Origin of the sequence: Flavobacterium sp. ACAM 123 (assembly GCF_000264055.1) — a bacterium.
Lineage (GTDB): Bacteria > Bacteroidota > Bacteroidia > Flavobacteriales > Flavobacteriaceae > Flavobacterium.
On record NZ_AJXL01000006.1, the window covers coordinates 1 to 25,899 of the forward strand.

General features: G+C 34.6%; 16 protein-coding genes. 4 read left to right on the forward strand and 12 right to left on the reverse strand.

The genetic code is table 11. The features are described from left to right. Positions 1-139: 139 nt before the first annotated feature. Genes A3SG_RS0101775 through A3SG_RS22130 form a run of 3 tightly spaced genes read right to left on the reverse strand, consistent with a single transcriptional unit; the run spans position 140 to position 2,282 of the window. On the reverse strand, positions 140-562 hold the full coding sequence (locus A3SG_RS0101775) for a response regulator (protein WP_035663216.1): 423 nt from the start codon (positions 560-562) through the stop codon (positions 140-142). A gap of 6 nt (positions 563-568) precedes the next feature. Continuing rightward, entirely contained in the window at positions 569-1,411 is an 843-nt protein-coding gene (locus tag A3SG_RS22125; RefSeq protein ID WP_232226241.1) for a sensor histidine kinase, read from the reverse strand. 19 nt (positions 1,412-1,430) lie between these two features. Next, positions 1,431-2,282, reverse strand: coding sequence for a PAS domain-containing protein (locus A3SG_RS22130; protein WP_232226244.1), 852 nt, complete (start codon positions 2,280-2,282; stop codon positions 1,431-1,433). A gap of 159 nt (positions 2,283-2,441) precedes the next feature. On the opposite strand from A3SG_RS22130, the gene typA reads away from it, so the two are divergent. Beyond that, on the forward strand, positions 2,442-4,238 hold the full coding sequence (gene typA, locus A3SG_RS0101785; protein ID WP_016988292.1) for a translational GTPase TypA: 1,797 nt from the start codon (positions 2,442-2,444) through the stop codon (positions 4,236-4,238). Positions 4,239-4,440: 202 nt separating this feature from the next. Here typA and A3SG_RS0101790 read toward each other — a convergent pair whose 3' ends face one another. From A3SG_RS0101790 to A3SG_RS0101815, 6 genes are all read right to left on the reverse strand, one after another. Further along, positions 4,441-5,412 carry a T9SS type B sorting domain-containing protein gene (locus A3SG_RS0101790; protein WP_016988293.1) on the reverse strand — a complete coding sequence of 324 codons (972 nt, stop codon included), beginning with the start codon at positions 5,410-5,412 and terminating at the stop codon, positions 4,441-4,443. 293 nt (positions 5,413-5,705) lie between these two features. Further along, complete coding sequence (locus A3SG_RS18840; protein ID WP_198008489.1) at positions 5,706-7,256, reverse strand: PKD domain-containing protein; 1,551 nt, start codon at positions 7,254-7,256, stop codon at positions 5,706-5,708. Positions 7,257-7,341: 85 nt separating this feature from the next. Further along, positions 7,342-11,826, reverse strand: coding sequence for a T9SS type B sorting domain-containing protein (locus A3SG_RS0101800; RefSeq protein ID WP_232226246.1), 4,485 nt, complete (start codon positions 11,824-11,826; stop codon positions 7,342-7,344). A 63-nt stretch (positions 11,827-11,889) separates the two neighbouring features. Further along, positions 11,890-14,235 (reverse strand): T9SS C-terminal target domain-containing protein, encoded by a 2,346-nt coding sequence (locus tag A3SG_RS0101805; protein ID WP_029596555.1) that lies wholly within the window; start codon positions 14,233-14,235, stop codon positions 11,890-11,892. A 15-nt stretch (positions 14,236-14,250) separates the two neighbouring features. After that, complete coding sequence (locus tag A3SG_RS0101810) at positions 14,251-15,087, reverse strand: ABC transporter permease (protein ID WP_029596556.1); 837 nt, start codon at positions 15,085-15,087, stop codon at positions 14,251-14,253. Positions 15,088-15,091: 4 nt separating this feature from the next. Further along, positions 15,092-16,006, reverse strand: coding sequence for an ABC transporter ATP-binding protein (locus tag A3SG_RS0101815; RefSeq protein ID WP_016988298.1), 915 nt, complete (start codon positions 16,004-16,006; stop codon positions 15,092-15,094). 295 nt (positions 16,007-16,301) lie between these two features. Here A3SG_RS0101815 and A3SG_RS0101820 point away from each other — a divergent pair, with 295 nt between their 5' ends. Next, positions 16,302-17,366 carry a hypothetical protein gene (locus A3SG_RS0101820; RefSeq protein ID WP_016988299.1) on the forward strand — a complete coding sequence of 355 codons (1,065 nt, stop codon included), beginning with the start codon at positions 16,302-16,304 and terminating at the stop codon, positions 17,364-17,366. Between the two features lie 39 nt (positions 17,367-17,405). Next, positions 17,406-18,284: an SdiA-regulated domain-containing protein gene (locus tag A3SG_RS0101825; protein WP_016988300.1), complete on the forward strand. Its 879-nt coding sequence runs from the start codon at positions 17,406-17,408 to the stop codon at positions 18,282-18,284. Here A3SG_RS0101825 and A3SG_RS22835 read toward each other — a convergent pair. Together A3SG_RS22835 and A3SG_RS22840 are read right to left on the reverse strand one after the other, a co-directional pair. Continuing rightward, on the reverse strand, positions 18,267-19,598 hold the full coding sequence (locus A3SG_RS22835; RefSeq protein WP_316945170.1) for a ShlB/FhaC/HecB family hemolysin secretion/activation protein: 1,332 nt from the start codon (positions 19,596-19,598) through the stop codon (positions 18,267-18,269). The two genes, A3SG_RS0101825 and A3SG_RS22835, sit on opposite strands and share 18 nt — an antisense overlap. Positions 19,599-19,699: 101 nt before the next feature. After that, positions 19,700-21,997, reverse strand: a complete 2,298-nt coding sequence (locus A3SG_RS22840; RefSeq protein WP_316945171.1) for a metallophosphoesterase — start codon at positions 21,995-21,997, stop codon at positions 19,700-19,702. A gap of 25 nt (positions 21,998-22,022) precedes the next feature. Here A3SG_RS22840 and A3SG_RS0101835 point away from each other — a divergent pair, with 25 nt between their 5' ends. Then, positions 22,023-23,225, forward strand: a complete 1,203-nt coding sequence (locus tag A3SG_RS0101835) for a Pycsar system effector family protein (protein WP_016988301.1) — start codon at positions 22,023-22,025, stop codon at positions 23,223-23,225. Here A3SG_RS0101835 and A3SG_RS0101840 read toward each other — a convergent pair. Continuing rightward, the gene (locus A3SG_RS0101840) at positions 23,222-25,591 is read right to left on the reverse strand and encodes a GAF domain-containing protein (protein WP_016988302.1); all 2,370 of its coding nucleotides are present in this window, start codon (positions 25,589-25,591) and stop codon (positions 23,222-23,224) included. The two genes, A3SG_RS0101835 and A3SG_RS0101840, sit on opposite strands and share 4 nt — an antisense overlap. Positions 25,592-25,899 lie beyond the last annotated feature (308 nt).

A 25,899-nucleotide genomic window follows, 5' to 3' on the forward strand; every position in this document is an offset into this window, starting at 1 on the left:
CCTTTTTAAGGAGCTTTTTTTATGTTTTTTTTTAAGATTAAGATTAAGAATTTTTCTCTCAAAATCGTATTGATACTAAGTTCTTTTAAGGGCACAAGCGGTTTGCTTCTGCGAAGTCTACGAATGTATTTATGTTGTCCTACTCGTGGTGATACGCTTTATTTGATAAATAATCTAGCATAGACAGTGTAATGGGTTTTGATAAAAAATCAATAACCATAGGATATGTCTTCGCTTTTTCTAGATCCTCGGGATCAATTGTCGACGAAAGTATTACGACTTTCGTGGTAGTGTTAAAATCAGAATAATCGGCAGCGCTAAAACAATCTAAGAATTCCCATCCACCCATTACGGGCATGTTTAGATCCAAAAAAATCAACTCCGGTTGTCTTTTAGAATTGGAGTTGCGGTTTTCTATTTTGATTGAGTTAAAGTAATTAAGAGCTTCTTCTCCGTTTTGTGCAGTGACAATTTCATTCGAAAATGTAGTTTTGCAAATTACTTTTTTACAGAGCATTAGCGTTATAGGATCGTCATCAACACATAAAATAAGGTTTAGCATTGTGTGTTATTTGTTTTTAAATGTTAAAGTGAAAGTAGTTCCTTTATCGACTTCGCTTTCGATACTTATTGTTCCTCCTGTAGCTTCAACTTGAGATTTCACAAGATACAGTCCTAGTCCTTTGCTGTCAGGATAGTTGTGAAACCTTTGATAAAGGCCAAAAACTTTGTCTCGATTTCTTTCTAAATCAATTCCGATTCCATTGTCCTGAAAAATTAGCGTGGTATAATTCTCTGTCTGCTGCGTAGATACAACTATTTTAAGTATTTTATTTTCGCATTTATATTTTAAAGAATTTGTTAGAAGATTCAATAAGATGCTCTCTATGTAGGATTTGTTGATTCGTAGTATAGGGGCTCGCTCAAAATCAATCTGCACTATGGGTCGGTGGACGCTAATTTGAAATGTAAGTTGGCTAAAAATATTTTCAAATACTTCGTTCAACACAACCGCCTCTTTTTGAATAGAAGGGTTGTCTTTTATAATCATAACCTTCGTTAAATCATTAATAGTTTCGTTTAAAAGATGTGTAGATTTATTAAAGCCTTGTAAAATTTCTTTTAATTCTGAGTTTTCAACGGGGATATCTTCGATTAAGCTCAACAAGCCGGTTAAATTTGATAAAGGAGCTCTAAGATTGTGAGAGGTGATATATGAAAATTGCTTTAAGTCCTTATTATTTTGTGTTAATTCTCGTATCAGATGCTCTTTCTCTTTTTCTTGCCTTTTCTCTTCAGAAACGTCTTTTTGTATGGAGACCCAGTGAGATAGCTGATTTTCTAAATTGTAAATAGGGATCATTGAAAATCGAAGCCAAAATTCTTCTTGCTCTTTTGTGTAAGCAATCATTTCTATTACACTTTCTTCTCTATTTGTTAAAGCAGATATTATTTTTTTTATTATTAGTCTTGTCAGATTTAACGCCCCTTAATAGATCTGGAGACTTCCCTATAATTTCAAAAGAAGAGTATCCTGTCATTGCTGAAAAAGCGGGATTGACGTAAACTATTTTAGGTAATTTACGATCGTTAAAATTGGATTCTGTGATGATTATTGAATCTTTAGTTTCTATAATTACGGTTTCTAATAACTTAAGTCGCAATTCTTCTTCCTTTTGCTTTGTTATATCTTGGATCGCTCCAATCATTCTAATGGCTTTCCCGTTTTCATCTTTTAGGAGGAATCCTTTGTCAAGTACATATTTATAGGAGTTGTCAGCGCATTTAAAGCGGTATTCATCTTGCCAATTTTCGGTTTTTTGTTCTATAAAAGAATATAATTTTATGGACATTTTGATGCTGTCTTCCGGATGTATCTTGTCAAACCACCATTTTGAACTGTCTCCAACCTGATGTTCTTCGTATCCGAAAATGCTTTTGATCCCTTTGCTCCAGAAGAGTTTGTCTTCTTGTATTTCCCAGTCCCAGATCGTGTCGCTGGTAGCCTTAGCAACAATATCATATTTTTCATTTGATTCTTTAATTTCGTCGTTTGTTTTCTTGAGTTTTTCAAAAATAACTTCGTTTCTATTGTCGTTAGTGGATAGAATATACCGGAAAGAGATGCCAGTGAAGAATACTAAAACAAGGTCCTTAGAGAAATTATAAAAAGGGTAGTCAGCTAAATAATAGAACTTTATGGAAAGCTTATGGAATACGATAGCCAGGAATACGGCTATGATTATGTAAATGAGAGTTAACTGGTTGGTTTTGCTTTTCATTAATCAAATGTAATTAATTATAGTGAATAATAAAATATCCGGATACACTTATTTTTTGGCTTAATTTTAAGATAAAAAACGTTAACAACATGTAAACTCTTGTAGAAACATTTTTTATGTCAAAATAAAGTGTACCTTTGCACCCATTAAAAATCACAGATGGAATCTATTAGAAACATTGCAATTATTGCCCACGTCGATCACGGTAAAACAACTTTGGTTGATAAAATTATGTATCACTGTCAGTTATTTCGTGACAACGAAAACGCAGGTGATCTTATCCTTGATAACAACGACTTAGAGCGTGAAAGAGGTATTACCATTACTTCTAAAAATGTTTCGGTAGTATACAAAGGAACTAAAATCAACATTATTGATACTCCTGGTCACGCCGATTTCGGTGGTGAGGTAGAACGAGTATTGAACATGGCTGATGGAGTATGTCTACTGGTAGATGCTTTTGAAGGACCTATGCCACAAACACGTTTTGTTTTGCAAAAAGCGCTAGACCTTGGCTTGAAGCCATGCGTCGTAATAAATAAAGTGGATAAAGAAAACTGTACTCCTGAAGAAGTTCATGAAAAAGTTTTTGACTTAATGTTTGAGTTAGGTGCAGAAGAGTGGCAGTTAGATTTTCCAACTGTTTACGGTTCAGCTAAGAATAACTGGATGTCTGACCATTGGGAAAACGTAACTGATAATGTTGAAGCATTGTTAGATATGGTCCTTGCTAATGTACCTGCTCCTAAAGTATCAGAAGGTACTCCACAAATGTTGATCACGTCATTAGACTTTTCAGCGTTTACGGGTCGTATCGCTATTGGTCGTCTTGAAAGAGGTGTTTTGAAAGAAGGTATGCCAATCTCATTAGTAAAAAGAGACGGTACAACTACTAAATCTAGGATTAAGGAACTTCACACTTTTGAAGGCCTCGGTCGTAAAAAAGTACAAGAAGTAACTGCTGGGGATATTTGTGCGATTGTGGGCGTGGAAGGTTTTGAAATTGGTGATACAATCGCTGATTATGAAAATCCAGAAGCTTTGAAATCAATTGCAATTGATGAACCTACGATGAGCATGTTGTTTACAATAAATGATTCTCCTTTCTTTGGTAAAGAGGGAAAGTTCGTGACTTCTCGTCATATTAGAGATAGATTGACAAAAGAATTAGAGAAAAATTTAGCCATGAAAATGGGTGAAACTGATTCTGCTGATAAATTTATGGTTTTTGGTCGTGGAGTACTTCACTTGTCTGTTCTTATCGAAACAATGAGAAGAGAGGGGTATGAATTACAAATTGGTCAACCACAGGTTATCATCAAAGAAATTGATGGTAAAAAATGTGAGCCAATTGAAGAACTAACTATCGATTTGCCAGAGAATCTTTCTGGAAGAGCGGTAGAGTTTGTTACGATCCGTAAAGGGGAAATGTTGAGCATGGAAGGTAAAGGAGAACGTATGGTTATAAAATTCAATATTCCATCACGTGGAATTATTGGATTGCGTAATCAATTGTTGACTGCTACCGCAGGTGAAGCTATTATGTCACACCGTTTCATAGGATACGAACCTTTTAAAGGAGCGATTCCGGGAAGAAACAATGGTTCATTGATTTCTATGGAAAACGGAAAAGCGATTCCTTATTCTATCGACAAATTACAAGATCGCGGTAAATTTTTCGTCAATCCTAATGATGAAATTTATGAAGGTCAAGTAATTGGAGAGAACTCACGTAGTGATGATATGAGTGTAAACGTAACTAAGGCTAAGAAACAGTCTAACGTTCGTTCTTCTGGAAATGATGAAAAAGCGAGAATTATACCTCCAATTATTTTCTCATTAGAAGAAGCTTTAGAATACATTCAAAAAGATGAGTATGTAGAGGTAACACCTAAGTCTATTCGTTTAAGAAAAATACATTTGACTGAAACAGATAGAAAAAGATTTAAAATCTAATTTTATTAGTATATAGAAAAAAGCCATTCGAAAGAATGGCTTTTTTTATGTCTGCTATTTACATAAGTCACGAGTTCACCCAGGCATGAGCTTATGCCAATCATAGTTATTTATCAGTTCTAAAATTTAGAATGCAATGCCGATATAGTATAAAAAGGATCCGATTTTTATCGAACTATATTGAATACATAATCGGTAGTGCTTATCTTTTCAAGCTAAAATGGCCCTTTGCTTCTCTGCCATCTTCTAGCTTTATTGCAAACCAATAGTCATCAGCCGGTAGTCTAGTTTTGTTATAATTTCCATCCCATCCAGGACTTGTAGGGCTCAATTGTTTGAGGAATTTTCCGTAACGGTCAAAAATGTATATTTCTACATTCTTATAAAAGGCAGTATTTATTCCTTTTAAGTTCCAATAGTCGTTATAGCCATCGTTGTTAGGAGTAAAAAAGTTAGGAGCTTCTAATATTGAAAAGCTTTTAATTACTTGACCACAACCATTTAAGTTTTCTACTATTAATTCGTGAAAGCCGCCAGGTACATTTTCAAATAGTATTGAATTTTGAAATGGTGTTGCGGTACCATTTTGAAAACGAATCATATATTTATAATTGTCAGGATTCTCTAAATTAACTATAATGTAATTTGTAGGTACTAGATCATGAACCTCTATGTCTTTTATTTTTGCAAGGTAAGACATAGATACTTTACAGGTTCTTGTAGTTGTACATCCAACATTATTTTTCACTACTACAGTATACTCTCCTTCTTTTGATACTGATATGGAGGCTGTGTTTTCCCCTGTTGACCATAAGTAGGTGTAGTCGCTAGTTATTGCAGGAGCTTTGATACCGGAGTCCAGAACTATAGTTGGGTGTGTACCTTCACATAAAACCCTTTCTTCATAAGTATTTATTTTTGGAGTCGGTTCTACAATAATATCAAATTGACCGGTTCCGTAACAACCTTCGTCATTTTCAGCTCTAATGTATAGGGTTCTGGAAACGGAACTGTATTGTTCTTCCAATTCATTTAGTCCAAGCGAAGCATCTCGTACGCTAGAATAAAAATACAAGCGCACATCTGGGGGTAGATTCAATTCGGTTTTTATCGATTCTTTTTTTAAATCCAAAGGAAAAAGCGCGATTCCATTACCTAAGTCGCATTTATGCATGGATTCAGGGAGTAACAAAATGTTCTCATTGGCATGTAAAATTACGGTTCCGATTTTATAACAGGATGAATTTGGTTGTGTGACTTTAGCGTAAATAACTTCGTCTGGAACACTGTTTTGATATAGTGTTGCAATAGATTCTGTATTGTTTAGATCGTTTTCAGCTTCAGTTATGCTATGGTAGAAGAAGGCCTCATATTCAGTGTTGCCAAGACTAAGAGGGGTATTAGCTAATTCCAGATTAAAGGTAGATAACCCATCCGTTGGGTCTGCATCTTGTGTATCACATTGTATCAGCTTATATGGGACTTCAGAAATAACCGGGGCTTCATATATTGTAATTTTTTTTCTATTGGATCTCTAGTGTCTCCGTTTACTGTTTTTGTTAATGTAACGGTGTATTGGCCAGTGTTAGCATAGACATGGGAAGCATCTTTATTACTTGATGTTGTACCGTCACCAAAATTCCAAAGAACCGAATCTACTGTTTCCACCGTATTGATGAAAAAATGAGTTGAGTCTCCTAGACAATTAAATTCATAAGCAAAGGAGTAGAGAAAAAGTGAAGTTATAAAAGGAGGTAATCCTAAATAGGAAGTGCCATATAAATCTATTGCATTTTGTCTATAGTTGCTGGTCGCACCGTCTTCTTCAGGATTGTTTATAACCGATAATTTATTGGAGCCTTCGGCGGGATAAAGATAACCTGCACGGTATATTTTTTCATCGATAGCAAGCTGTAAGGCTCCGGCATTATAAAATGAATTATCAATTAAGATTTTGGAGGCAGGAATATTGGTACTACGTAAGTCATATTGAAGCAATGAACTTCCATCGGGGGTAGTACCATCTGCTTTATATTTATTTGTCGTTACATATAGCTTTTTTGTTTTCGAAGAAAATTCAACACCGTAAGGGTTGGCATTATCTAAGACTGTGATTCCATTAGTGAGCGTTCCTGTTGCAGGATTAAAATCATAGAGTAGAATATTCCCTGAATTATAAACGGGTAAATTAGTTTTTGGATTTTTTTCATTTGTTCGTCTTGATGCAGTATTTGCGATAGCAATTTTTTTACCGTTAGGGGAGGCTTTTAGATAACCTATCGCGTTAAAGGTAGCAGTTACATATGCTAGTGTATTGGGGTCTGGTTGATACCCACCAAGGGGTATGTTAAGTGGAGTATTCGTTTTGACAGCGTTGCTATTGACTCCTTGCGTACTTATTTTAAAGGAATAGAAATTATTTATAAAGTGGGTAAGGACCCAAAAGGAAACGCCGTCTTCATGCTGAACGGCAGTTATTTTTTCAGAACATTTATATTTAACCTCTTCGCTGTCATTCGGGTTGTAGGTGATTAGATGAATGTTTTTTTTAGTAGGAACAATGTCGCCAAGACCGTTGTTTAGCCTCATGTCAACTTCTGAATAATTTAAACCATGATTTGGAGGAGGATCATCGCTAGAAGTAATACCACTAGGATATACTGGAAGAGGCTGGTCTACTGTGAAAATATAATAAATATAGGGGTTTCTGGGCTTTGGAACTATTATAGCTGATTGTGTGCTGGATCGATGTCCAAGTAGCCCAAAACCATTGGGCATAATTTGATGACTTTTATCGTATACCGTTGAGCCGTCTGTATAAAAAAGTAAATTTCCATTTTTGTCTGAAATGCTTGCGCAACCTTCCTTTGTGACTAGTTTTCCGTTCGTTAAAGTTACTGGATTTCCCGAGTTAAAATCCAAACCAGCGCCATCTCCAAAATACCATATTGCGGCTTCTTTTTGAGCATACATTGGAGCGATTAGAACAGAGAAAAGCAGAATAAATAGGGATCTCATTTTCATAGTAACTCAAATGTAGTAAATTCTAAGTAACATTGAATTAATAATAAATCACTATTCAATGTTAAATATACGATTTTACTTATCTTTTTAGACTAAAATGACCTTTTATTTCCCTATCATCTTTCAGTTTTATTGTAAACCAATAATCATCTGAAGGAAGTGTAAGACCATTGAAAGTGCCATCCCAACCTCTATCAGACGGATTTATTTTGCTAAGAAGTTTACCGTAACGGTCAAAGATAAAAATGATAGATTTAGAATTAAAGTCTTTATTTGCTCCTTTCAAATTCCAGTAATCATTGTATCCATCGCCATTAGGAGTAAAAAACTTAGGTGCACCTAGTATGGCTATTGTTTTACTAACTGTTCCGCATCCATTACTGTCGTTGATGTATACTTCATGAATTCCAGCGGTTACATTATCAAAGAAATTTGACAATTGGAAAGGACCATTCGGCTCGTCGAAACTATATTCGTATTTACCTTGTCCGGTGACATTTACTGTAACGGTATTTGTATCTGCTAAATCAATGATGTCAATGCTTTGAATAGCGGCCACATCAGAAGCGGCCACTTTAATCGTTCGTGTTCTGCTACAGCCAAAGGCACTATTTACTTTTACGCTGTAGGTTCCCACTGCATTTACCTCTAAAAAGGACATCGTTTCACTTGTTAAACTCATATTGTCTTTTGTCCATTGATAGGTGTAATCACTTTCAGGACTACCATCTTGAATTCCAGAATCGAGACGTACAAAAAATGAGGGAAGATTAGCACAGACTAATTCGTCATCCTGTTGATCCTCATTTGTATCAATATTGGGTTTTGGATTTACTTTTAATAGGATTCGTGGACTTAAACCGTAACAGGCATTATCGGCAGTACTTTCCACACGCACCCAGATTTGTTGTTCGTCGCGATACCCATCATTTCTGTAGTTTGTAGTATTTAAGATTTCATCATTTTCGGATAAAGCATCTTGCTCATTTTTATAATATTTTATTGAGTACGCTGTGTTAGGATCTGGTAATATGCGGAGAATATCTGTTGTTACGCTACTAAAATCAAAAGTAGTTATACCATCAGTATCATCATTTGCTGTGCCTAAATCGTCACAAATCTCAAAAGTCATGTTATAGGAAGGCGGAATTTGTGTTGTAGACACTACTAAATTGACGTGTGATACACTAAAACAACCGTTTGAATTTTCTGTTCTTGCCCAAACGGACATACTTCCTGCAGTGGTGTTTTTAAATGATAGCGGGTTATTAATTAATTTATTTGGCTCTGAATTTTCTGCGCCAGAAAACGAGATATAGTAGCTGAACTGCGCTGTTGGGTCAGATGAAATCGTATTGTTTTTCACTGTAAGATTGAAATTAGAAAAACCATCAGAATCATCATCACATTGAACAATCGTAACCGGATTAACCACAGGTAAAGGGTAAACTGTTAATGTAGTTTCATTTGAAAGTAATCCGCAAGAATTGCCAACTTTATTTAACTGAACACGATATTTATATCCATTCATGGCATTTTTCACACTTGTTATTAATAATGTATTAGTAGTCTCTTGTGAGTAGGTTGCATTATTAGTTATGGGAGTCCACGTACTTCCGTTCGTTGAAAGTTCCCATTGATAGGTGTTTCCACCATTATCTGCAACTATAATTGTTGCATTTTGTAATTCACAAGTGGGAGAAACACTTGGCTGATTTGTAATTACTATGGGTGCAGCAGTAATGTAATTACTACTTGGAACTGTGTAACCACCAATTCCGCTAGTTACTTTTCCATTTGTATTTACAGTTGGCGGCGCAATATTTCCAAGTATCCCATCGTTATTCGGGTCTAAAAAGCCAGCTTCAATCACATCGTTACACAAATCATTATCGCTATCAAGTTCAAGATAATTTTTAATCCCATCGCTATCTGTATCTCTAATGTCATAGTTAAGGATGCCACTTTCGGGCGTAGTTTCTACACTATTTGCCAGACCGTTAGCTCCAAAATTAGCACCGTCAATAATTCCGTCTAAATTAGTATCGGCAGCATTAGAACCAGATTCAACTAAATCGTATATTCCATCATTATCACTGTCTAAATCTAGATAATCTTTTATTGTGTCGCTATCACTGTCCACTGGATTTAATCCCGTTCCAAAAGCATCACTTAGTCCGTCTTTATTTGCATCTACTGTCGAATAGGGTATAAAAGTATTCAATCCCTGGGCTTCAATACTATCTGGGATTCCATCATTATCAGTATCTAAATCTAGATCATCTGTGATGCCATCGCCATCAGAATCTCTTGGAACGCAAACGGCATAAAAGCTAAAACTTACACTGTTTATATCTGAGTCAGATAAGTTTTTATGGGTAAAACTAATCGATTTTGAAAGGTAGGTTTGAAATTTAAAATCTACAGCGGGAGGCGGTCCAGAAGATGGCAATAACACCGTACCATTTAATCTAAAGCGAATATCAAAAGAAGAATACTCTGTTACACCACTTTCATAAATCCCATCATAATTAGTATCTATTAATAATTGATTTGAGGGGTTTAAAACAATTAGCGTTTTATCAATATCGGATTTAATTACAAACTCTTCATTAGATAATGATGAGATAGTTGCGCTACCTAGAGCATTGTATTTTAATCCAAGACTAATAGGACTGTTGAAGTCCAATTTGTAGATTATTGCATTTGTTTTTCCTGCGGCTAAGTTGGTGGTAAAACTATCATCCGCATTTCCTGAAAAAGTATTTATTCCTGTCCCTAAAGGAATTGTTGAACTAATGTATGAATTACTGTAATTGCCAATAGCAACTATACCTGTTGAGCTTGAAACTGCTATTGCTTTGTCTCCATAAGACTCAGTGCAATTTGTGATACCATCATTATCGTTATCAATATCAATGTTGTTACTAACTCCATCTGCGTCAGTATTAATTGGGCAGTCACTCACTGGTATTTCATCGGATGGAGTTGTAGTTCCACAACTTATGATGGTTTTTTTAACTTGATAATATCCAGGTCCTTTTTCTGAAAGACTCGGTGTATAAGTGTTTGATATTGCTCCTGGAATATCCTGACCGTTATGAACCCATTGAAATCTATTGTTTAAAGGGTCTGAGGTGATACTCAATTCAATATTGGGTATACATCCTGTATCTGTTGATAATACGCTATTAAATGTAATTTCTGGTTTTAGATCAAAACCAGAATAATATCCGCCGTACGTTGCGGCTCCACTTGATCCAAAAAATGAAACATAAACCTGCTTTGAAGAGAAAACACCAATATCACCTGTTAAACCGGTTCTTGTGTAGGTTACAAAGTCTGGTTTCCCCAATATATCCTGAGGTGCTACACCTACAGGTTGTCTAACTCCATTTATAGAAATTTCCATTGTTGCCCCTCTTTCAGTAACAATATTTAAGCCACTTCTGTTATTGAATAGTATTGGACCAATCCTATCTATATAGGGAATATTGTCTACAATATTGGGAGTTGAGCAATTTAACGGTGGAACAAAAAACATTTCCTGATTGGCTTGGCTTTGCAAGCCACTAGTACCTACTCCGCCTACGCTTTGATATGCAAATACGTTCTTTGTCGTTCTCACGTATAAACTACCATATGCAGAATAATTGGTACCATCAAATGTAATATATTGACCAGCGTTAAGTGGTGTTGCGTTATACGGAGTAGTGCTTCCATTTAAATAGATGTCAGTATTATTTTCGTGAACCACAATTAAAGGGCGTTCTGTAATATCTAAACCAAATCCACGAACAAAAATATACTCGTTTCCGATATTTTTTGCAGAGACGATTTGGTCAAATCCTAAATCTAAATTGTTATTATTATTACCGTTTGTGCCCCCATATGAGCCACAATTCACTACAACGGGCTTGTTGGATTTAACTAAGGCACCAATCAATCCATCCTTATTTGCGATACTATTATCTTCAGTTGCTAACACATAACTTTGACCTCTATTTAATACTACACTTGGTGGAGTATTTCCAACTGCAGTATTTCCAACCAGAGTTACTCCTGTTTTAATATCACTGAAATCTACTACAGTGCCGTCTTCGGTTGCTAAAACTGATAAAAAAGTATATCTGAATGAGCCATTATTAGTTGTTGCAGTATTGACAAAGGCTCCTACTCTAAATTCACTTCCAAGAGCTGAAATACCTTTGGAAACTAGTGAGCCTGCTTGATTATAACTTCCGGCTAGAACTCTCGCAGCAACATAAATTAAGTTGTCGGCTTCGATAATAAAACCTTTGTTTGTCAATGGAGTGTTTAGTAAACTGGGGTCGACATGCAACTGTGAATTTGTACCAAATCCTATGTTATATTCAACAGGAATATCTTTTGATACTATAAGCTCGATAGTTCCGTCTCCGATAGTGTTAATTTTGACATTAACGGGAGTTTCACTAGGTGTTGAAATGTATAAATACTGATTTTGAGGTTGGGCTGAAAAATTAGTGGAACTAGACAACGGCGGAATATAATGTGTTTTACTAAACTGGGCAAAACAGCTCATTGATAAACAAGTAAAGAAAATAAGTAAAGTTTTTTTCATGAGCTAAAAATAGGGAAATAAGTATTATCTTTTTAAAGAAAAATGGCCTTTTATGATTTTTCCATCTTCAAATGTTAAATTAAACCAATAATCATCAGCAGCTAATAGACGTCCATTAAATGTGCCGTTCCATCCCACACTTGTAGGACTTATTTCTTTCAGTAACTTTCCATAGCGATTAAATATGGTTATCGTGGATTTTGGTAATAGATCTAAGTTTTCAATATTCCAATTATCATTATAACCATCTCCGTTAGGGGTAAAGTATCTAGGATAATCCAATACATAGAAGACAAAAGGAGTTGATATACCACAACCATTTTTATCTCTGGCATAGGCGATATAGGTTCCTGCGGCTACTCCTTCAAATTGAGGATTATCCTGAAAATAGGAACCATCAATTGAAAATTCGTAATCTCCTGGCCCTGTATATTCTATTAACACTGAATTTTCATTTCCTGCGAAATCATTTATTGTAGTTCCGTTTATGGTTGCAATTCCCGAAGCAGTTATATAAAAGTTTTTAGTTGCTGCACATCCGTTTGAATTGCGAACTGTAACGGAATAATCACCAGGTGAAGTTACCGTTATTGAATTTGTTGTTTCACCGGTATTCCATAAGTAGCTGACGAATCCCGTAGCGACTGATATCTTTATCGTATTTCCGTTGCATAAACTTGAGTTTGAATCTTGGAAGTTTGGAGGGCTAAACTTATCTATAATTAGTGTAATAGGGGTAATGGCATAACAATCGGGGCCATTTATGATTCTCGCAAAAATAGTTTGCTGATTGGGAGTCGTATTTTTGAATGCATTTGGGAGCACATTGTTTTGTGAAACAGCATCATTTGAATTTAAATAATATTCGACAACTAATCCTACCGGCAATCCACTCAAAATCTGGGGTGTTACTTGTGAGTTTAGGTCAAAAAGAAACAATCCGTCTTGACGCGCATCTGTGTCACAGGTCGTAAAGGGATTTTGCAGAGCAATAGTTGTGTTAGAGACTTGTAGCGTTAATTCGGCATAATTCACGCAACCATAGCTATTTGTAATTTTGCCAAAGAGGATTTGGTTTTGAGATTTGTTTACATAGGTTGTAGGATTTGGAATCGGATTTATGCTCCCTATCGCTGCGGATAAACTTTCGTAATAAAAAATGGCAGGTAAAGAGGAATCATTATTTTTTATAATCGCATCCGCTTTTGTCAAGTCAAAAGTTGAGATTTCGTCTCCATTATCATCGCATTGGACTAAAATTGTATTATTCAATACTGTTTGAGGAGTGTATTCAATTTTTATTTCGCCCGAAGTGATACAATTAGTGGCGACTAATTCTACTTTGTAAATCCCGGGACCGGTAGCGGTATAAGAGGCTTGAGACTCATCAGAGATAGGAGTAGTAGAGTTGTCTCTATACCATCTGTAAGTATTTGATGTAGGTAGGTTTGTATTTATGATATAACTCTCTCCAAAACAGATGCTGTTATTGGTGGCCAGTAGCCGATCCATACCTAAATCTATTTTAGATTTGAAACTACCCGCTTCGAGGAAAATAGCAGAATCATAATAGGTAAGCCCGCCATCGCTATTGTCATCTGCGATTACTAATTTAATATGGTATATAGCTCCCGCGGTAACATTTGTTTGTGCAGTTAATACTTGAGTTTGCCCCGCATAATTAATCGGACTTGAATTCGTTAGAGAGGTGTTTAATTGACCAAAATATGATTCGTTTATTGCAGGGCAGGACTTCGTCGTTCCGAAGCTATCCGTGAAACTGATCGCTGGATGTATGTTTGTGGAGGAAACAGGAGTTGAAGTCAGTGGGATTACTGCTAAATTCTTGTAATTGTCCGTACTTCTTTTTTCTTTTATTAAAAATGCAAATCCATCAGAATACAGGCAAGGGAATTCATCTTGATATTCATTCGAGGCAAATATGTAATTAAAACTGATGAAATTGGTCAAAGGCATGAAATCAAATTCTAAAACCGTGGCATTTATGGAGGTGATCCCTAATGCTTGATCTAAATCAGTATCACCTCCCCATCTCGTATCTCCACCTCCTCGATTTCTAATGAACGGTCCAATCGAATTAGTACTACTCCAAGTGCTTAAAACAATACCTGCTGTAAATGGAAAATTACCTCCTTGATTATTAAAATAGCCATAACTATTTTGTCCAGCAGTAAAATTATCTCCTCTAACATCAAAGTTAGAAGTAGTGGCGCAAGTGCTGTTGTTTGTCAGTATATTTACAAGACCTTGTGCGGTATAGGCATCGTTTACCGTTATTGATTGCGCACTTCCCATCATGGGGATACAGCAGAGAAAAATACAAAGGGTTGTTGTTTTTATAAATTCCATAGACTAGTAAAGATACTATAAATCTCTGTTTTTCAATAATTTATAAGATAATAATAGGAATATAATTGACCATGATAACACAATTAATAGTGATGAAAAATGAATACTGTAGTCTTTAATACTGTCTACTCCAATTTGAGTACCGATAGTTTTTATAACTGATAATCTGGAAAATGGCTCAACTATCAAATTTGACATTGACTCTAGCGGAAAAAATTGAGTTATATAATCAGCGGTTTTATTATCTGGGAAAATTTTGAAATTCAAAATACCTTTGGCAATTCCCTCTATAATGTTCCAAACCAACAGAAACCCAAGGGCAAATGCAGATCGCTTCACCAGTATGCCCAAAAATAAACAAAAGGAGAAAAAGCCAACTAATTTGACAAAGAACGCCACTAAATAACCCATTTCAGAAAAGACTATAGATAACTCTGTATAAGAAGAAAAGACAAACCCCAATATTAAACTCATGACGAACACAAAAACAGTAGAGCAAAAAGAAAAGAGGAGTACGGTCAGAAATTTAGACAAAATGAACTCCTTTTTACTCAAACCGTCAATCAGGTTTTGTTTTAAAGTACCGTAACTGTACTCATTTGCCATCATGGATACGATAACAATAGCTAAAAATAATTTTAGAATGGCAGCAATATAAGTGTTGAAGTGCCAAATGAAAGGGAAGTTGAATATACCCATTTCAGCAAGATGAATTTTAAAAAAACCAATGTCAAACTTTATGGATGCAGTCATCGCTATAAAAGAAAGTAAAATGAAATAGGTCAACGTCAAAACCCGACTTGCTTTGTTCATCCATATTTTTTGCAATTCAATCGATAATAATCTTTTCATTTTTTTAGTTTTTAAGTGTTGGTTTAGCATTTTTTGTCAATTCTAAAAATTGCTCTTCCAAACTGTGTTGGCGTTTTACCAAATGACTTAGATTAATGTTTTTCTCACAAAGGAATTTATTTAATTCGGCGGCCTGTAGTGGACTTTTTAGATAGACAAAAACCTTTCCTTCCTCGTGCTTGATGCTCTCTATGGCAGGATGCGTTTTTAAAACTTGGATCAAGGCTTCAGAATCTTCCGCTTGTAGTTCAAAGAAACCCTCATTAGAAGACATTCCATGCACACTACCGGAATATAAAACGATTCCTTTACTTAATACTAAAACATGGGTGCACACTTTTTCGACTTCATCTAATAAATGAGAGGCAAGCAAAATAGTGGTTCCCAGCGCGGCAATGTTTTTTATGATATCCCTAATTTGACGGATTCCCTGCGGGTCTAAACCATTAGTGGGTTCGTCTAAAATTAATATTTCGGGATCATTTAGTAGAGCAGAGGCAATTGCTAAACGTTGTTTCATCCCTAAAGAAAAAGTACTAAATCTACTGTCTTTTCTTTCATCTAAACCTACAAGTTGCAGTTTTTCGAGAATTTTAGCATAACTAATATCTTTGATTTTGCAAACTAGCCTTAGGTTTTCCTGTGCCGTCATATAAGGGTAGAAATTGGGTCTTTCGATAATTGCCCCCACTTTTTTCAACGCATCATGGGTTTCTATTTTTCCGTCAAACCAGCTGTATTCGCCTGAGGTTTTATTCACAACATTTAAAACAATTCCAAGTGTTGTCGATTTTCCGCTTCCGTTTGGCCCTAAAATACCATAAACGTGGCCTTTTTTTATTTCGAAAGAAATATCTTTTAAAGCTTGAACGCTTCCGTAGCGTTTGCTGAGATTTTTAATAGAAAGGATGGTTTCCAAAATGTTCGTTTTTATATTATTTATAGGACGAGTAAAATAAGGAATTGTTACCGTTTTATCAAAATTAGTTTGCTGCCCGATTTCCCTTATTGTCTTTGATGTCTGTATTTAAAGTAGGAATTGTGTGTAGTGTAGATTAATTATTAGCTACGGAGTACGCTGCTGTTAAAGCGACTAATTTTATTGATTATGGGTCAGCCTACTTGTCTCTTTTGCTTCGTTAAAAACTAAGAAGTTTAGGTTTTATTATCTATTTACCTTTAAATTGATGTAAATTTGCAGTAAATTCACCCTAATGAGCGATTCTGAAGTACTATTTAAAAAACCCACTTACCCTATAAATCAATCCCTTTCTGATTATTTAGGACGTTTTGATCGTATTTCAAAAGTACCTATAGTTTATGATGATCTATTGCGTTTTTCAGGTTTTATAAATGTCTACGATAAGCAGGATGAAGACACCTTATGGATCAGGGTTTATTATAATGAATTTGAAAGAATGGAAATTGATCTGACTTTAAAAAAGATTTATTCGCTCTTGCATTCGGATGGGAATTTAGATATTATTAAGTTCTTGAATATCGATTCTATCGATTATTGCACTTTTGGGAATTCGAAGCCTTTTCGAATAAAAGTGAGAAACATTTTAAATGATAATTACACTCATTTTTATGTCAAAAAAGCGGATGCTTCACGAGTTTATGGTCTGGAATTAGAGCACATTCTATCTCCTGATAAAATTAACTTTTTAGTATATGAGGATACCTTAGTTGAAGAACACATAATGGGAATTGCTGGAGATGTATTTATAAAAACACTTTTAGATGATTGTAGTGAAACCGAAAAATCACAGATAGCAAAAGAATTTGTTAAGTTTAATGAGCGATGTATGATACGACTTCTAGGTGACATGAGGTCTTATAACTACGTAATTGTACCGATTCATGATTTTGATCAGGTAGTCTATAGAATTCGCCCTATCGATTTCGATCAGCAATGTTATGAAGGGAATTTTAAGATATATAGACCTCAATTCTTCAAAGAGAATTATCCTATGGTAAAATTAGTCAAAGATAGATTGCAGGATAGCTCGATTGAACAATATAAAAATGAAGAACGAGCGGTGCTAGCCAAAAGAATTCTTTCGGCAGAAACTCGTATTAAAAGATTATTAAAAATTATGGGAAATGATCTTATTGCACCTGATGCGCATGTGCAAAGGTTAAAAGATGATTTGTACTTATTTACGAATGATTTGAACTTTAAAAATGCCAAGAGAATGGGGAATGTTTTAACCGCCGCCTTCCGATTTGTTACCAGAAACTATAAAAACGCTAATTTATTTAAGCCTGGTTTTTAATCATTAAAAGAGGTTTTTTTATCACGTAATTTTCGAAAAATGAGAAACCAAAGCTGGATCTTAGTATTGTCAATATTGTTATTATCTTGCAAGCAAAACTTTAGCGTAATAACTTCATTATACGCATTTCCTAAAAAATTAAAAGAAGTCTCAGGAATAACTTATATCCCGGAATCTAAGCTGCTTTGGGTTATTGAAGATAGTGGCAATGCCAACAAAATTTATGGGTTAAACCCAAAGGGAAAACTCGAAAAAAGCATCACCATCCAGAATGCTGAAAATATCGATTGGGAAGAGATCACTAAGGATAAAGAAGGAAATTTATATATAGGGGATTTTGGGAATAATGAAAATAAAAGAGAAGACTTATGCATTTATAAAATTGCAAAAGACTCTTTGTTAAACAATACAACTAATTCGTCTTATAAAGTCTCATTTGAGTACCCTGAACAAAAAAAATTTCCACCAAAGAAAAAGAATCTTTTATATGATGTAGAATCTTTTTTTGAGTTTGAAAATAATTTTTATCTCTTCACTAAAAATAGAAGTTCTAAGTTTGATGGCACGACACTCTTGTATAAAGTCCCAAATAAAGCGGGCTTTCATCAGGCTAAATTGCTTGGAGAATTTAAAACGGGTGGTAGCTTTGAAAACAATGCCATTACGAGTGCAACAATAAGTCCAGATGCCTCTAAGGTACTTCTCTTATGTCATAGTAAAGTTTGGCTTTTTCAAAATTTCACTGCAGATAATTTTTTAGCAGGAGAAGTAAGCGAACTCAGACTAAATCATTTTTCGCAAAAAGAGGCTATTTGCTTTAAAGACAATTCAACACTATTGATTGCAGATGAAAAGAACAAAAACACAGGCGGCTTCGTCTATGAAACAACTTTACAAAGGCTAGAAGCCAAACCCTAAACCGAAAGTGATACGCCCTTGATCATCATCAGCACTTTTAAAATAAGTGAGCCTTGTTGTTATGGTGCTGAGCCCATTAAGCCAGATACCACCACCGACCGATTGATGCCATTTATTGGAGATTTCATCATCTAACCAAACTCTCCCATAATCAAAACCACCAAAGACCCCATAAGACATAGGAAGGATACTGTTACTAATATCCCCTATTTCATATCTAATATCGCTGCTTTGAAAAAAAGATTGATTTCCTACAAAACGTTGGTTTCTAAAGCCTCTTAAATCATAGTCACCACCTAAAGTTGCTCCTTGATAAAATTCATAATTATTGTTAAAGATTGCTTTTCCTTTGATTAGGGTTGCTAGTACAAGTTTTCCTTTAGAATCAATTCTATGGTTAAAATTAAGTTTAGATTCTATAGTAGGGAAGTTGCTTTTACTTTCGGCAAGGTTTATGTTCCAACTTCCGCCTATTGAGAATCCCATTCCCATAGTTGGTAAAGAAGGATTGTCGTAGTTTTCATAGCTATATTTTATGCTGGCTCCAGCAAATTGTTGACTCTTAAAAATCCTTGGGTTTACACTGTTTGGAATTGCTAAAAAACGATTGTTTGTCTGTTCTACATCAAAGCTCTCAAAAGAGGTTTGAAAAAGCAAAGTGCTTCCATAAAGCCCTGTTTTTTTAACTTGAGGTATTAATTTGAGCATTCTTATGCGCACTCTATTATAATCCATTCCATTTAGCTCGTCATTGTTAAGACTGTTATTTCCATAGCCAAAATAGTTGATAGCAAAATTAGGACTAGTGATTTGAGATTCTAAATTAAAGTCCCAGTTCCCCATTGCTTTAGGCACATGAAGGCTGTATAATAGTTCAAATCCTTCTGTGGCAAAATAATAATTAGTTGTAAGCGTATGTTTTCTAGTATAGGGATTTTGGTTAAAATGATTAACAGTATAGTTTGTAACAAGTCCAATTTTTATCCCATCATCAGGATTAAAACCAATATTTGGTAGACCTGAAAAAGCATTGTATTTTGGTTTTCTAAAATCATATAAATTTGCTGTATAATCATCAGTTAATACTTTAGTTGTTTTTGAGTCAACAGTGTACGTATTTATTTTTGATTTAAAATCAATGATTTTAGTGTTTTGTCCATTTGCAATGGTGTATATATCGTGGTTTTGTCCGCCAATGAGTCTGATGTTTATACTTGATTTTTTATTGCCTGTAACTTCAAACTCATCGTCATCATCTAAGCCATATACCCATATATTCTTAGTTTTAGAATCATTGAATGTTTTAGTATACACTAATTCATCCCCCTCGTTTTTTATTCGATAATAACTAACTTCAATTTTACCTTTAGCGACATGATTAATTATAAATTTGTCGTCTTTGTGGGTACCAACAATTAAAACAGTTTTTGTAATACACGGTTGTAATTGTTTGCATATTTTACTAACTGTGCTCTTCTTGATTTTATATTTTCTTTGATCTTAGCTATAGTTTCGTCCTGAGCTTCTTTAGGTAAGTTATCAAAAGCATGATCAATGGCTTCATCAGAGAGGTGCTCTTGAATGTATTTAGCTTGCTTGATCCAGTCTTTTTCGGTCGCTTTTCTTAAAAAAGCAAGGTCTAAGGGATAGGGTTCCCTATTAAACCATTTTACGTTTTTAATGTCATTCTTAAAGGTTTGCATGTGGCGAAGCGGCGGAATAGTCATTAAGATAGAAAGCAATGCGCCATCAAATTTTGAGAAAGCTTGGTCTCTGTCACGTGGAATAGGCCTGTAAAGAACTTGGTCCTTTTTTTTGTATTCAGCCCAACGCCATTGGTCATAATGTCGGTCCCAGTCCCCAACGAGCATGTCAAATAGACGAGCTTTTATGTATTCGTTTTCGTCAACGGTATATTTTTCATCCTTATGTAAGTTTTTTAGTAAATCTTCTGTACTAATGATATCATCAGGCTTTCCAAAGGTGTCTAAGTCTTTTTGACTTTCCGAAGGACGCTCTTCAACTAAATACAATTCATTGCCAAATTCAGTATTAAAGAGGCCTAATGTTTTTTGTTTTGGAATATAATACAAATGGGGATTTGTGTGTAAAACACCAATTTCATCGGCTAAATTACCAACGCCTAGTGGAGCGTAAGGATGCGATGTAGTATAAAAATCATATAGGAAACTTTCGGCATAAGTGTTTTTAAATTCAGTCGCTATGTATTGATCTTTAAAGGCAACATTTTGTAAAAAACGGCCAACACTTTTCTTTACAGCACGCATTACGTATTCTTTGCCGTCTGGATCAGTTAGTCGTAAAGATATAGTTTGATGACCGCCACCAGCTCTTTTTGGCGTTAAACCACCGTATAGCGTGTCTAGGGATGCTGTTTTAGAATTAATTAAAGTACCATAAATTTTGCGGTAATGAGAACCAAAAATAAGATTATGAATACTACTTTTATCAGTCATTTCTGGGCTATACACTGATGTTTTCACGGTAGAAGGAAAGTGGTTTGCATATTCAACTTTGATTTTTTCCTTCGGAGAAAGTACCGTTTTCTTCAAAAGTAGTTGGGTTTCATTGTTTTCTCTACCGAAAAAGGTGACCGTTGTTTCTCCGTTTTCATATGCGTCTAAGATCGCGAAACCATTTTTTCCGTAGGAGAAATCATTTGCATTAATAGCTCTTGCTGCCGTAGATTTTGATCCCGCACCACTAATGATTTGTTTAATGTTATTGCTTTCAATATATTGCAAATTATGGTCGTGACCTGATACTACAATTACATTATCTTGACCTCGTAAAAGGGTTTTGATCCGTTTTACAAAAGCAGTATATTGTTTGTTTTGGATGTCTTGAGGACTTGCTCCTGTCGTTTTTCTTAATAGATTAATAAATGAGCCAATAACGGGTAGCGGAATGTTCTTTTCTAATGGGAAAATTTGTTTTTTTAAAGAAAATTGTCCTCCATGGCTGCCATTACTCATCAATGGATGATGCATGGCTAGGATGATTGTTTTGTCTTCGTTTTTAGTCAAGATACTTTCTAATTCTTCAAAAAAAGCTTCCCTACTTTTAATAGAACAACCATCATTTATTATTGGGGTTTTGTCCCAGTTTTCAAGGAACCATTGGCTGTCAACAGTAATAAGTAGTAGATTATCATTGATTTTCTCATCATTAATAGGGCAGCCTTTTCGCGGGGAGAATGATTCTTTATCATCAAAGTAAGCTGTAACTATTTCTTCTTGTCTTTCTAGTCCTTTTATGCCATTGTACCAGTCATGATTTCCTGGAATAAATATAGTTTTACCCTTGAAATTTGTCGAAATTTTTAATTGGGATTCTATTTTATTGTAAGCGATTTTATAATTTATTTTGTCTTCCTTTGGCGGCATTCCCTTTGGATAGATATTATCACCTAAAAAGAGCAGTGTACTGTTTTTAGTGGCTAGAACAAGTTTTTCATGTAACGCGTTTAATACGTTTTTAGCCTTTTCTTCATCAGCATTACCTGCATCACCAATTAAAAAGAAAGTATGCGCAATTTTTGAAGTATCGGTTGTGTTAATAGCGAGCGGGTTTTTAGTCTTATCTCCAAATTGTGTGTGATGTGTCGCACAAGATTGTAATAAAATTAAAAATAAAGCTAGAGAATGGTATATTTTATTTTTGAACAAACGATTATCCGAAAACAATTTCATAGTTTAGTGGTATAAAAATTTACTTATGAGTCTTATAGGAGAAGCCGAAAATTTTGTTTGTAAATTACTCAAAGATAAACTTTCTGTTTTGTATTTCTACCATGATTGTGACCATACTTTAGAAGTAGTGAGTGCAGTAAAGGAACTTTCTAAGCAGGAAAAAGTAGGTCCACTAGAAAATGAAATACTACTTGTTGCAGCTTGGTTTCACGATACGGGGTACATAAGTGGATGCGAAAACCATGAAAAATGTAGTATAGAGATTGTTTCTAAGTTTTTAAAGGAAAAGGGTAAGTCAGAAGAATACATCCAAAAAGTTTCTCGTATTATAGAAGCCACTATTTACGATTATGTACCGCAAACTCTTCTTGAAAAAATAATCAGGGACGCGGATTATTTTCATTTTACAAAGGAAGACTACCCCATAAAATGCAAGCTGTTAAGAAAGGAGTGGGAAAGTACAAATAAAGCGACGTACAGTGATTTAGAATGGGCCAAAGAAAATTTGAAAGTTTTATCCCAAAAACATATTTATTATACAAATTATGCCATTACAAATTGGCAGACTTTAAAAGAAAAAAACATTAAACTAATTGAACAAGAAATTTTAAATATGGAAAATGGTTGGAGTGATCCGCAGGAAGAAAAGGAGAAGAAAAAAAAGAAAGCTAAAAAAGAAGTTGATAAGGAAAAACCAGGTCGTGGAGTTGATACCCTGTTCAGAGTAACGCTAAGTAATCACATTCGTTTAAGCGGAATTGCAGACAGTAAGGCTAACATATTACTCTCGGTTAACGCGATCATTATCTCTATAGCACTATCGTCTTTAATTCCTAAATTAGATAATGCTAATAATTCTCACTTAGTAATTCCAACTTTTATCATGTTGATTTTTAGTGTAGTGTCCATTATCTTTGCTATACTTTCAACGAGGCCGAAAGTAACTACAGGAGTTTTTACACGACAAGATATAGAAGATGAAAAAGTGAATCTACTTTTTTTTGGAAACTTTTACAAAATGCCATTAGAAGAATACGAGTGGGCAGTAAATGAGATGATGAAAGACAAAGCGTATTTATATAATTCAATGATAAAGGATCTCTATTATTTAGGTGTTGTTCTCGAGAAAAAATATAGATTATTAAGGATTACTTATAATATTTTTATGATTGGAATAATAATTTCAGTCATTGCTTTTGTAATTGCGTTTAACTCTGTCTGGATTTAATTCAGCTCGTCGAGCAATTCTTGATACGTATATCTCTTGTCAGCTGAGTTTGGGTCAATGGTGTTTGAAACTTTTACTCGCAGTGCCTTTAATCCAGAAACACCCTGCAATTCTTCGACGTCAAATTGCTCTATCGGTGGTTCGAGCATTCCTTTAAATTGAAGGAACTTGATATACTTTAAGTATTCTATTTCTTCATAATTGTGAGAATACACAATGGTAATTTTCTCTTTTTCTGTGATTCTTTCCTTGGTTCCTTTTATGTTGGCTTTGTCAATACGTTTTTTAACCACTTCATAGCGCGCGTTATAGGTTCCGTCAACATCAAAACGCTTTTCATCCATTCTAAAACGAATTGTAATAGGGGAACTAAACACTAAAATCAAAGAGGTAACATCCAGTTCATATGGCAGTGCTGATTTAAGTTGATGGTGCTCTAGTTCCATTTTGCACAATGTTTGAAATTGCCACAATCTTAAATTATTCAGATACATTAAATCAAAGGGCTGTGCAGGAGAAATAGAGGCACCAATATAGAGATTATGCTCGACTCCATCTGTTTTAAATCGTTCGAAATAATGTGGAAATATATGCTGTGCTTCGACTTGTTCCTTATCAAGAACGGTGGCCATTTTTTTATTGATAAGAGACATCGAAGTATCAAATTTTTTCCGTGCTTGATAAAACAAACCTGTTTTTGGATCTAATTTTTCAAAATAGCTATTTATCAATGACTGACATTTACCCTCAATTTTTGAGTTGGATAAAATAGGATGTATTTCTTGTTGGATGTAGTTTTGAATCTGTTGCTCTGTATCTGCTTTTAATTCTAATTGCAATTCTCTAGAGTAGGACTGCATTTCAAATTTTCGCTGCTCCAGTAGAGGAAGCGTAGTGTTTGCCTCTAATCTTTCAAAGATTTCAGATAATGCATTCAGTTGATTTTTTAAATCTTTCTTTACAGTGGAATTTCGGTGATCAGAGGAACCTTTGATGTCAATCTGACCATACAATGGATATACTTCTTTGAAAACAATTTCCTTAAAGACATGATCCTTTGTAGAGGTATTTGTATGAAAATACTTTTGTGCCTCATTTCTAAATTTCCAATAAACACTCGAGTGGATTGCAGTATACTCCCGTTGAATTATAGCTTCTAACTGGTTCTCTAAATCAGTGTTATACCGTTGCAGCGTATCGACAATATACGGCAGTATAAGTTCTAGATTGTTTGCATTAATGCTATTTAATTGCCGCGGTTGGGACGAAACAAGTTCCATAATTCCCAGCAATTTATTGTCTTTTATAACAGGCGCCAGAATGCAGCTTTTAATTCCTTGGGCCAGTAAATGTTTAGCAAATACTTCATTACCTGGAATAGTAGCGAATAATTCTACATTTGATATCGAAAATATTTTTTTATCGTCTAAAAGCGCGCTATAAGAGCACCCGGGGAAAGCTTTGTCGCAAGGTATTTCATTTTTACCTAGAAGAATAACGCTTTCCAGTTCCCCATTTTTAAATGGCGGTTTTATGAACTTGTTTTCTTCCTCATTATATATCAGGAGACCTATTCTTAAATCAGGAACTTTAAAGATTGATTTAAAGGTAGCGTCTAAATTTTCATTAATATTGTTTTGCCCCTTTTGAGATTTTAAAAGATTGCTTTTTAGATTAGATATGGCGCTTTCCTTAGTGGCATCATAAAGAGTGACTATTCCGAAACCTTTTAGAAACCAGCTTTCTACAGGAAATTTATTTTTCCAAAGATCTATATTATCGTAATTATCCATTAATTCATCAATATCTGCAGATGTTAATGAAATGGCTTCTTCTGTAGGGTATATTTCTATAAAATCTACATTGTAGAGAATGCGATAGTGACTTACTATTCCGTCTGAATTTGGAATGTCATAGAATAAAGGCTTATTATAATCAAACTGTTGATGATAATAGGAATTTAATATTAGAATACAACTCAGCACGTAAAATTGATCATCACTAAAATCTCTGATCGTCAGATCAAAATCTCCTGCAGCTTGCAATATTTTTTTGAATCTTTCAGAATAATTGAAAGTTAATTTTTGAAAAGGAATAGTCACCGCTTTGATTTCATTATTTGTTAATGAAGTAGGGAAGAGGTCAGATAATAAATACTTTATAACTGTTTTATTGTCTTCAATGGTAGATTCGTCTTCGATACCAGTTCTAAATTCAGGTATTGCTACAATTTCTTTCAATACTGCCTTTGCATAATTAGAACGATAATCAATATTTGATAGCGCTATTTCTTCCAGTGATTCGATCAGTTTATGAAAGGAAATCAGGGTTTTTAAAGGACTATCTTTGAATATATTAGTGTTCATTATGAAGCGGAGTTAAAATGTAAAATTACTAGTAAATGAGATTATTTTACTTTTGCAAATTTATAAAAAATACGCCAATGACTAAAACAATTGAAGGTCGAATATTTTTTAAGCCGCAGATGAAATTCCATTAAATTACTTAGATCAAGGTATGCGAAGTGCCGCTAAGCTTTGGACGAGTCATAAGAAACGGATAAAAATGCAATCCATTTAGGCCTTTCTTGTTGTACTGATACACTAGTAAGAACTGTAGCGGAAAGTAGGATTTGAGATTCCTTACTTCTTTTTCCGATTTTTTATTTTGCTTC

Coding starts and splice junctions, on each gene's coding strand:
- A3SG_RS0101775 (WP_035663216.1), bottom strand. CDS start 562: ATGCTAAACCTTATTTTATGTGTTGATGACGATCCTATAACGCTAATG.
- A3SG_RS22125 (WP_232226241.1), bottom strand. CDS start 1,411: ATGATTGCTTACACAAAAGAGCAAGAAGAATTTTGGCTTCGATTTTCA.
- A3SG_RS22130 (WP_232226244.1), bottom strand. CDS start 2,282: ATGAAAAGCAAAACCAACCAGTTAACTCTCATTTACATAATCATAGCC.
- typA (WP_016988292.1), top strand. CDS start 2,442: ATGGAATCTATTAGAAACATTGCAATTATTGCCCACGTCGATCACGGT.
- A3SG_RS0101790 (WP_016988293.1), bottom strand. CDS start 5,412: ATGCATAAATGCGACTTAGGTAATGGAATCGCGCTTTTTCCTTTGGAT.
- A3SG_RS18840 (WP_198008489.1), bottom strand. CDS start 7,256: ATGAGATCCCTATTTATTCTGCTTTTCTCTGTTCTAATCGCTCCAATG.
- A3SG_RS0101800 (WP_232226246.1), bottom strand. CDS start 11,826: ATGAGCTGTTTTGCCCAGTTTAGTAAAACACATTATATTCCGCCGTTG.
- A3SG_RS0101805 (WP_029596555.1), bottom strand. CDS start 14,235: ATGGAATTTATAAAAACAACAACCCTTTGTATTTTTCTCTGCTGTATC.
- A3SG_RS0101810 (WP_029596556.1), bottom strand. CDS start 15,087: ATGAAAAGATTATTATCGATTGAATTGCAAAAAATATGGATGAACAAA.
- A3SG_RS0101820 (WP_016988299.1), top strand. CDS start 16,302: ATGAGCGATTCTGAAGTACTATTTAAAAAACCCACTTACCCTATAAAT.
- A3SG_RS0101825 (WP_016988300.1), top strand. CDS start 17,406: ATGAGAAACCAAAGCTGGATCTTAGTATTGTCAATATTGTTATTATCT.
- A3SG_RS22840 (WP_316945171.1), bottom strand. CDS start 21,997: ATGAAATTGTTTTCGGATAATCGTTTGTTCAAAAATAAAATATACCAT.
- A3SG_RS0101835 (WP_016988301.1), top strand. CDS start 22,023: ATGAGTCTTATAGGAGAAGCCGAAAATTTTGTTTGTAAATTACTCAAA.
- A3SG_RS0101840 (WP_016988302.1), bottom strand. CDS start 25,591: ATGAACACTAATATATTCAAAGATAGTCCTTTAAAAACCCTGATTTCC.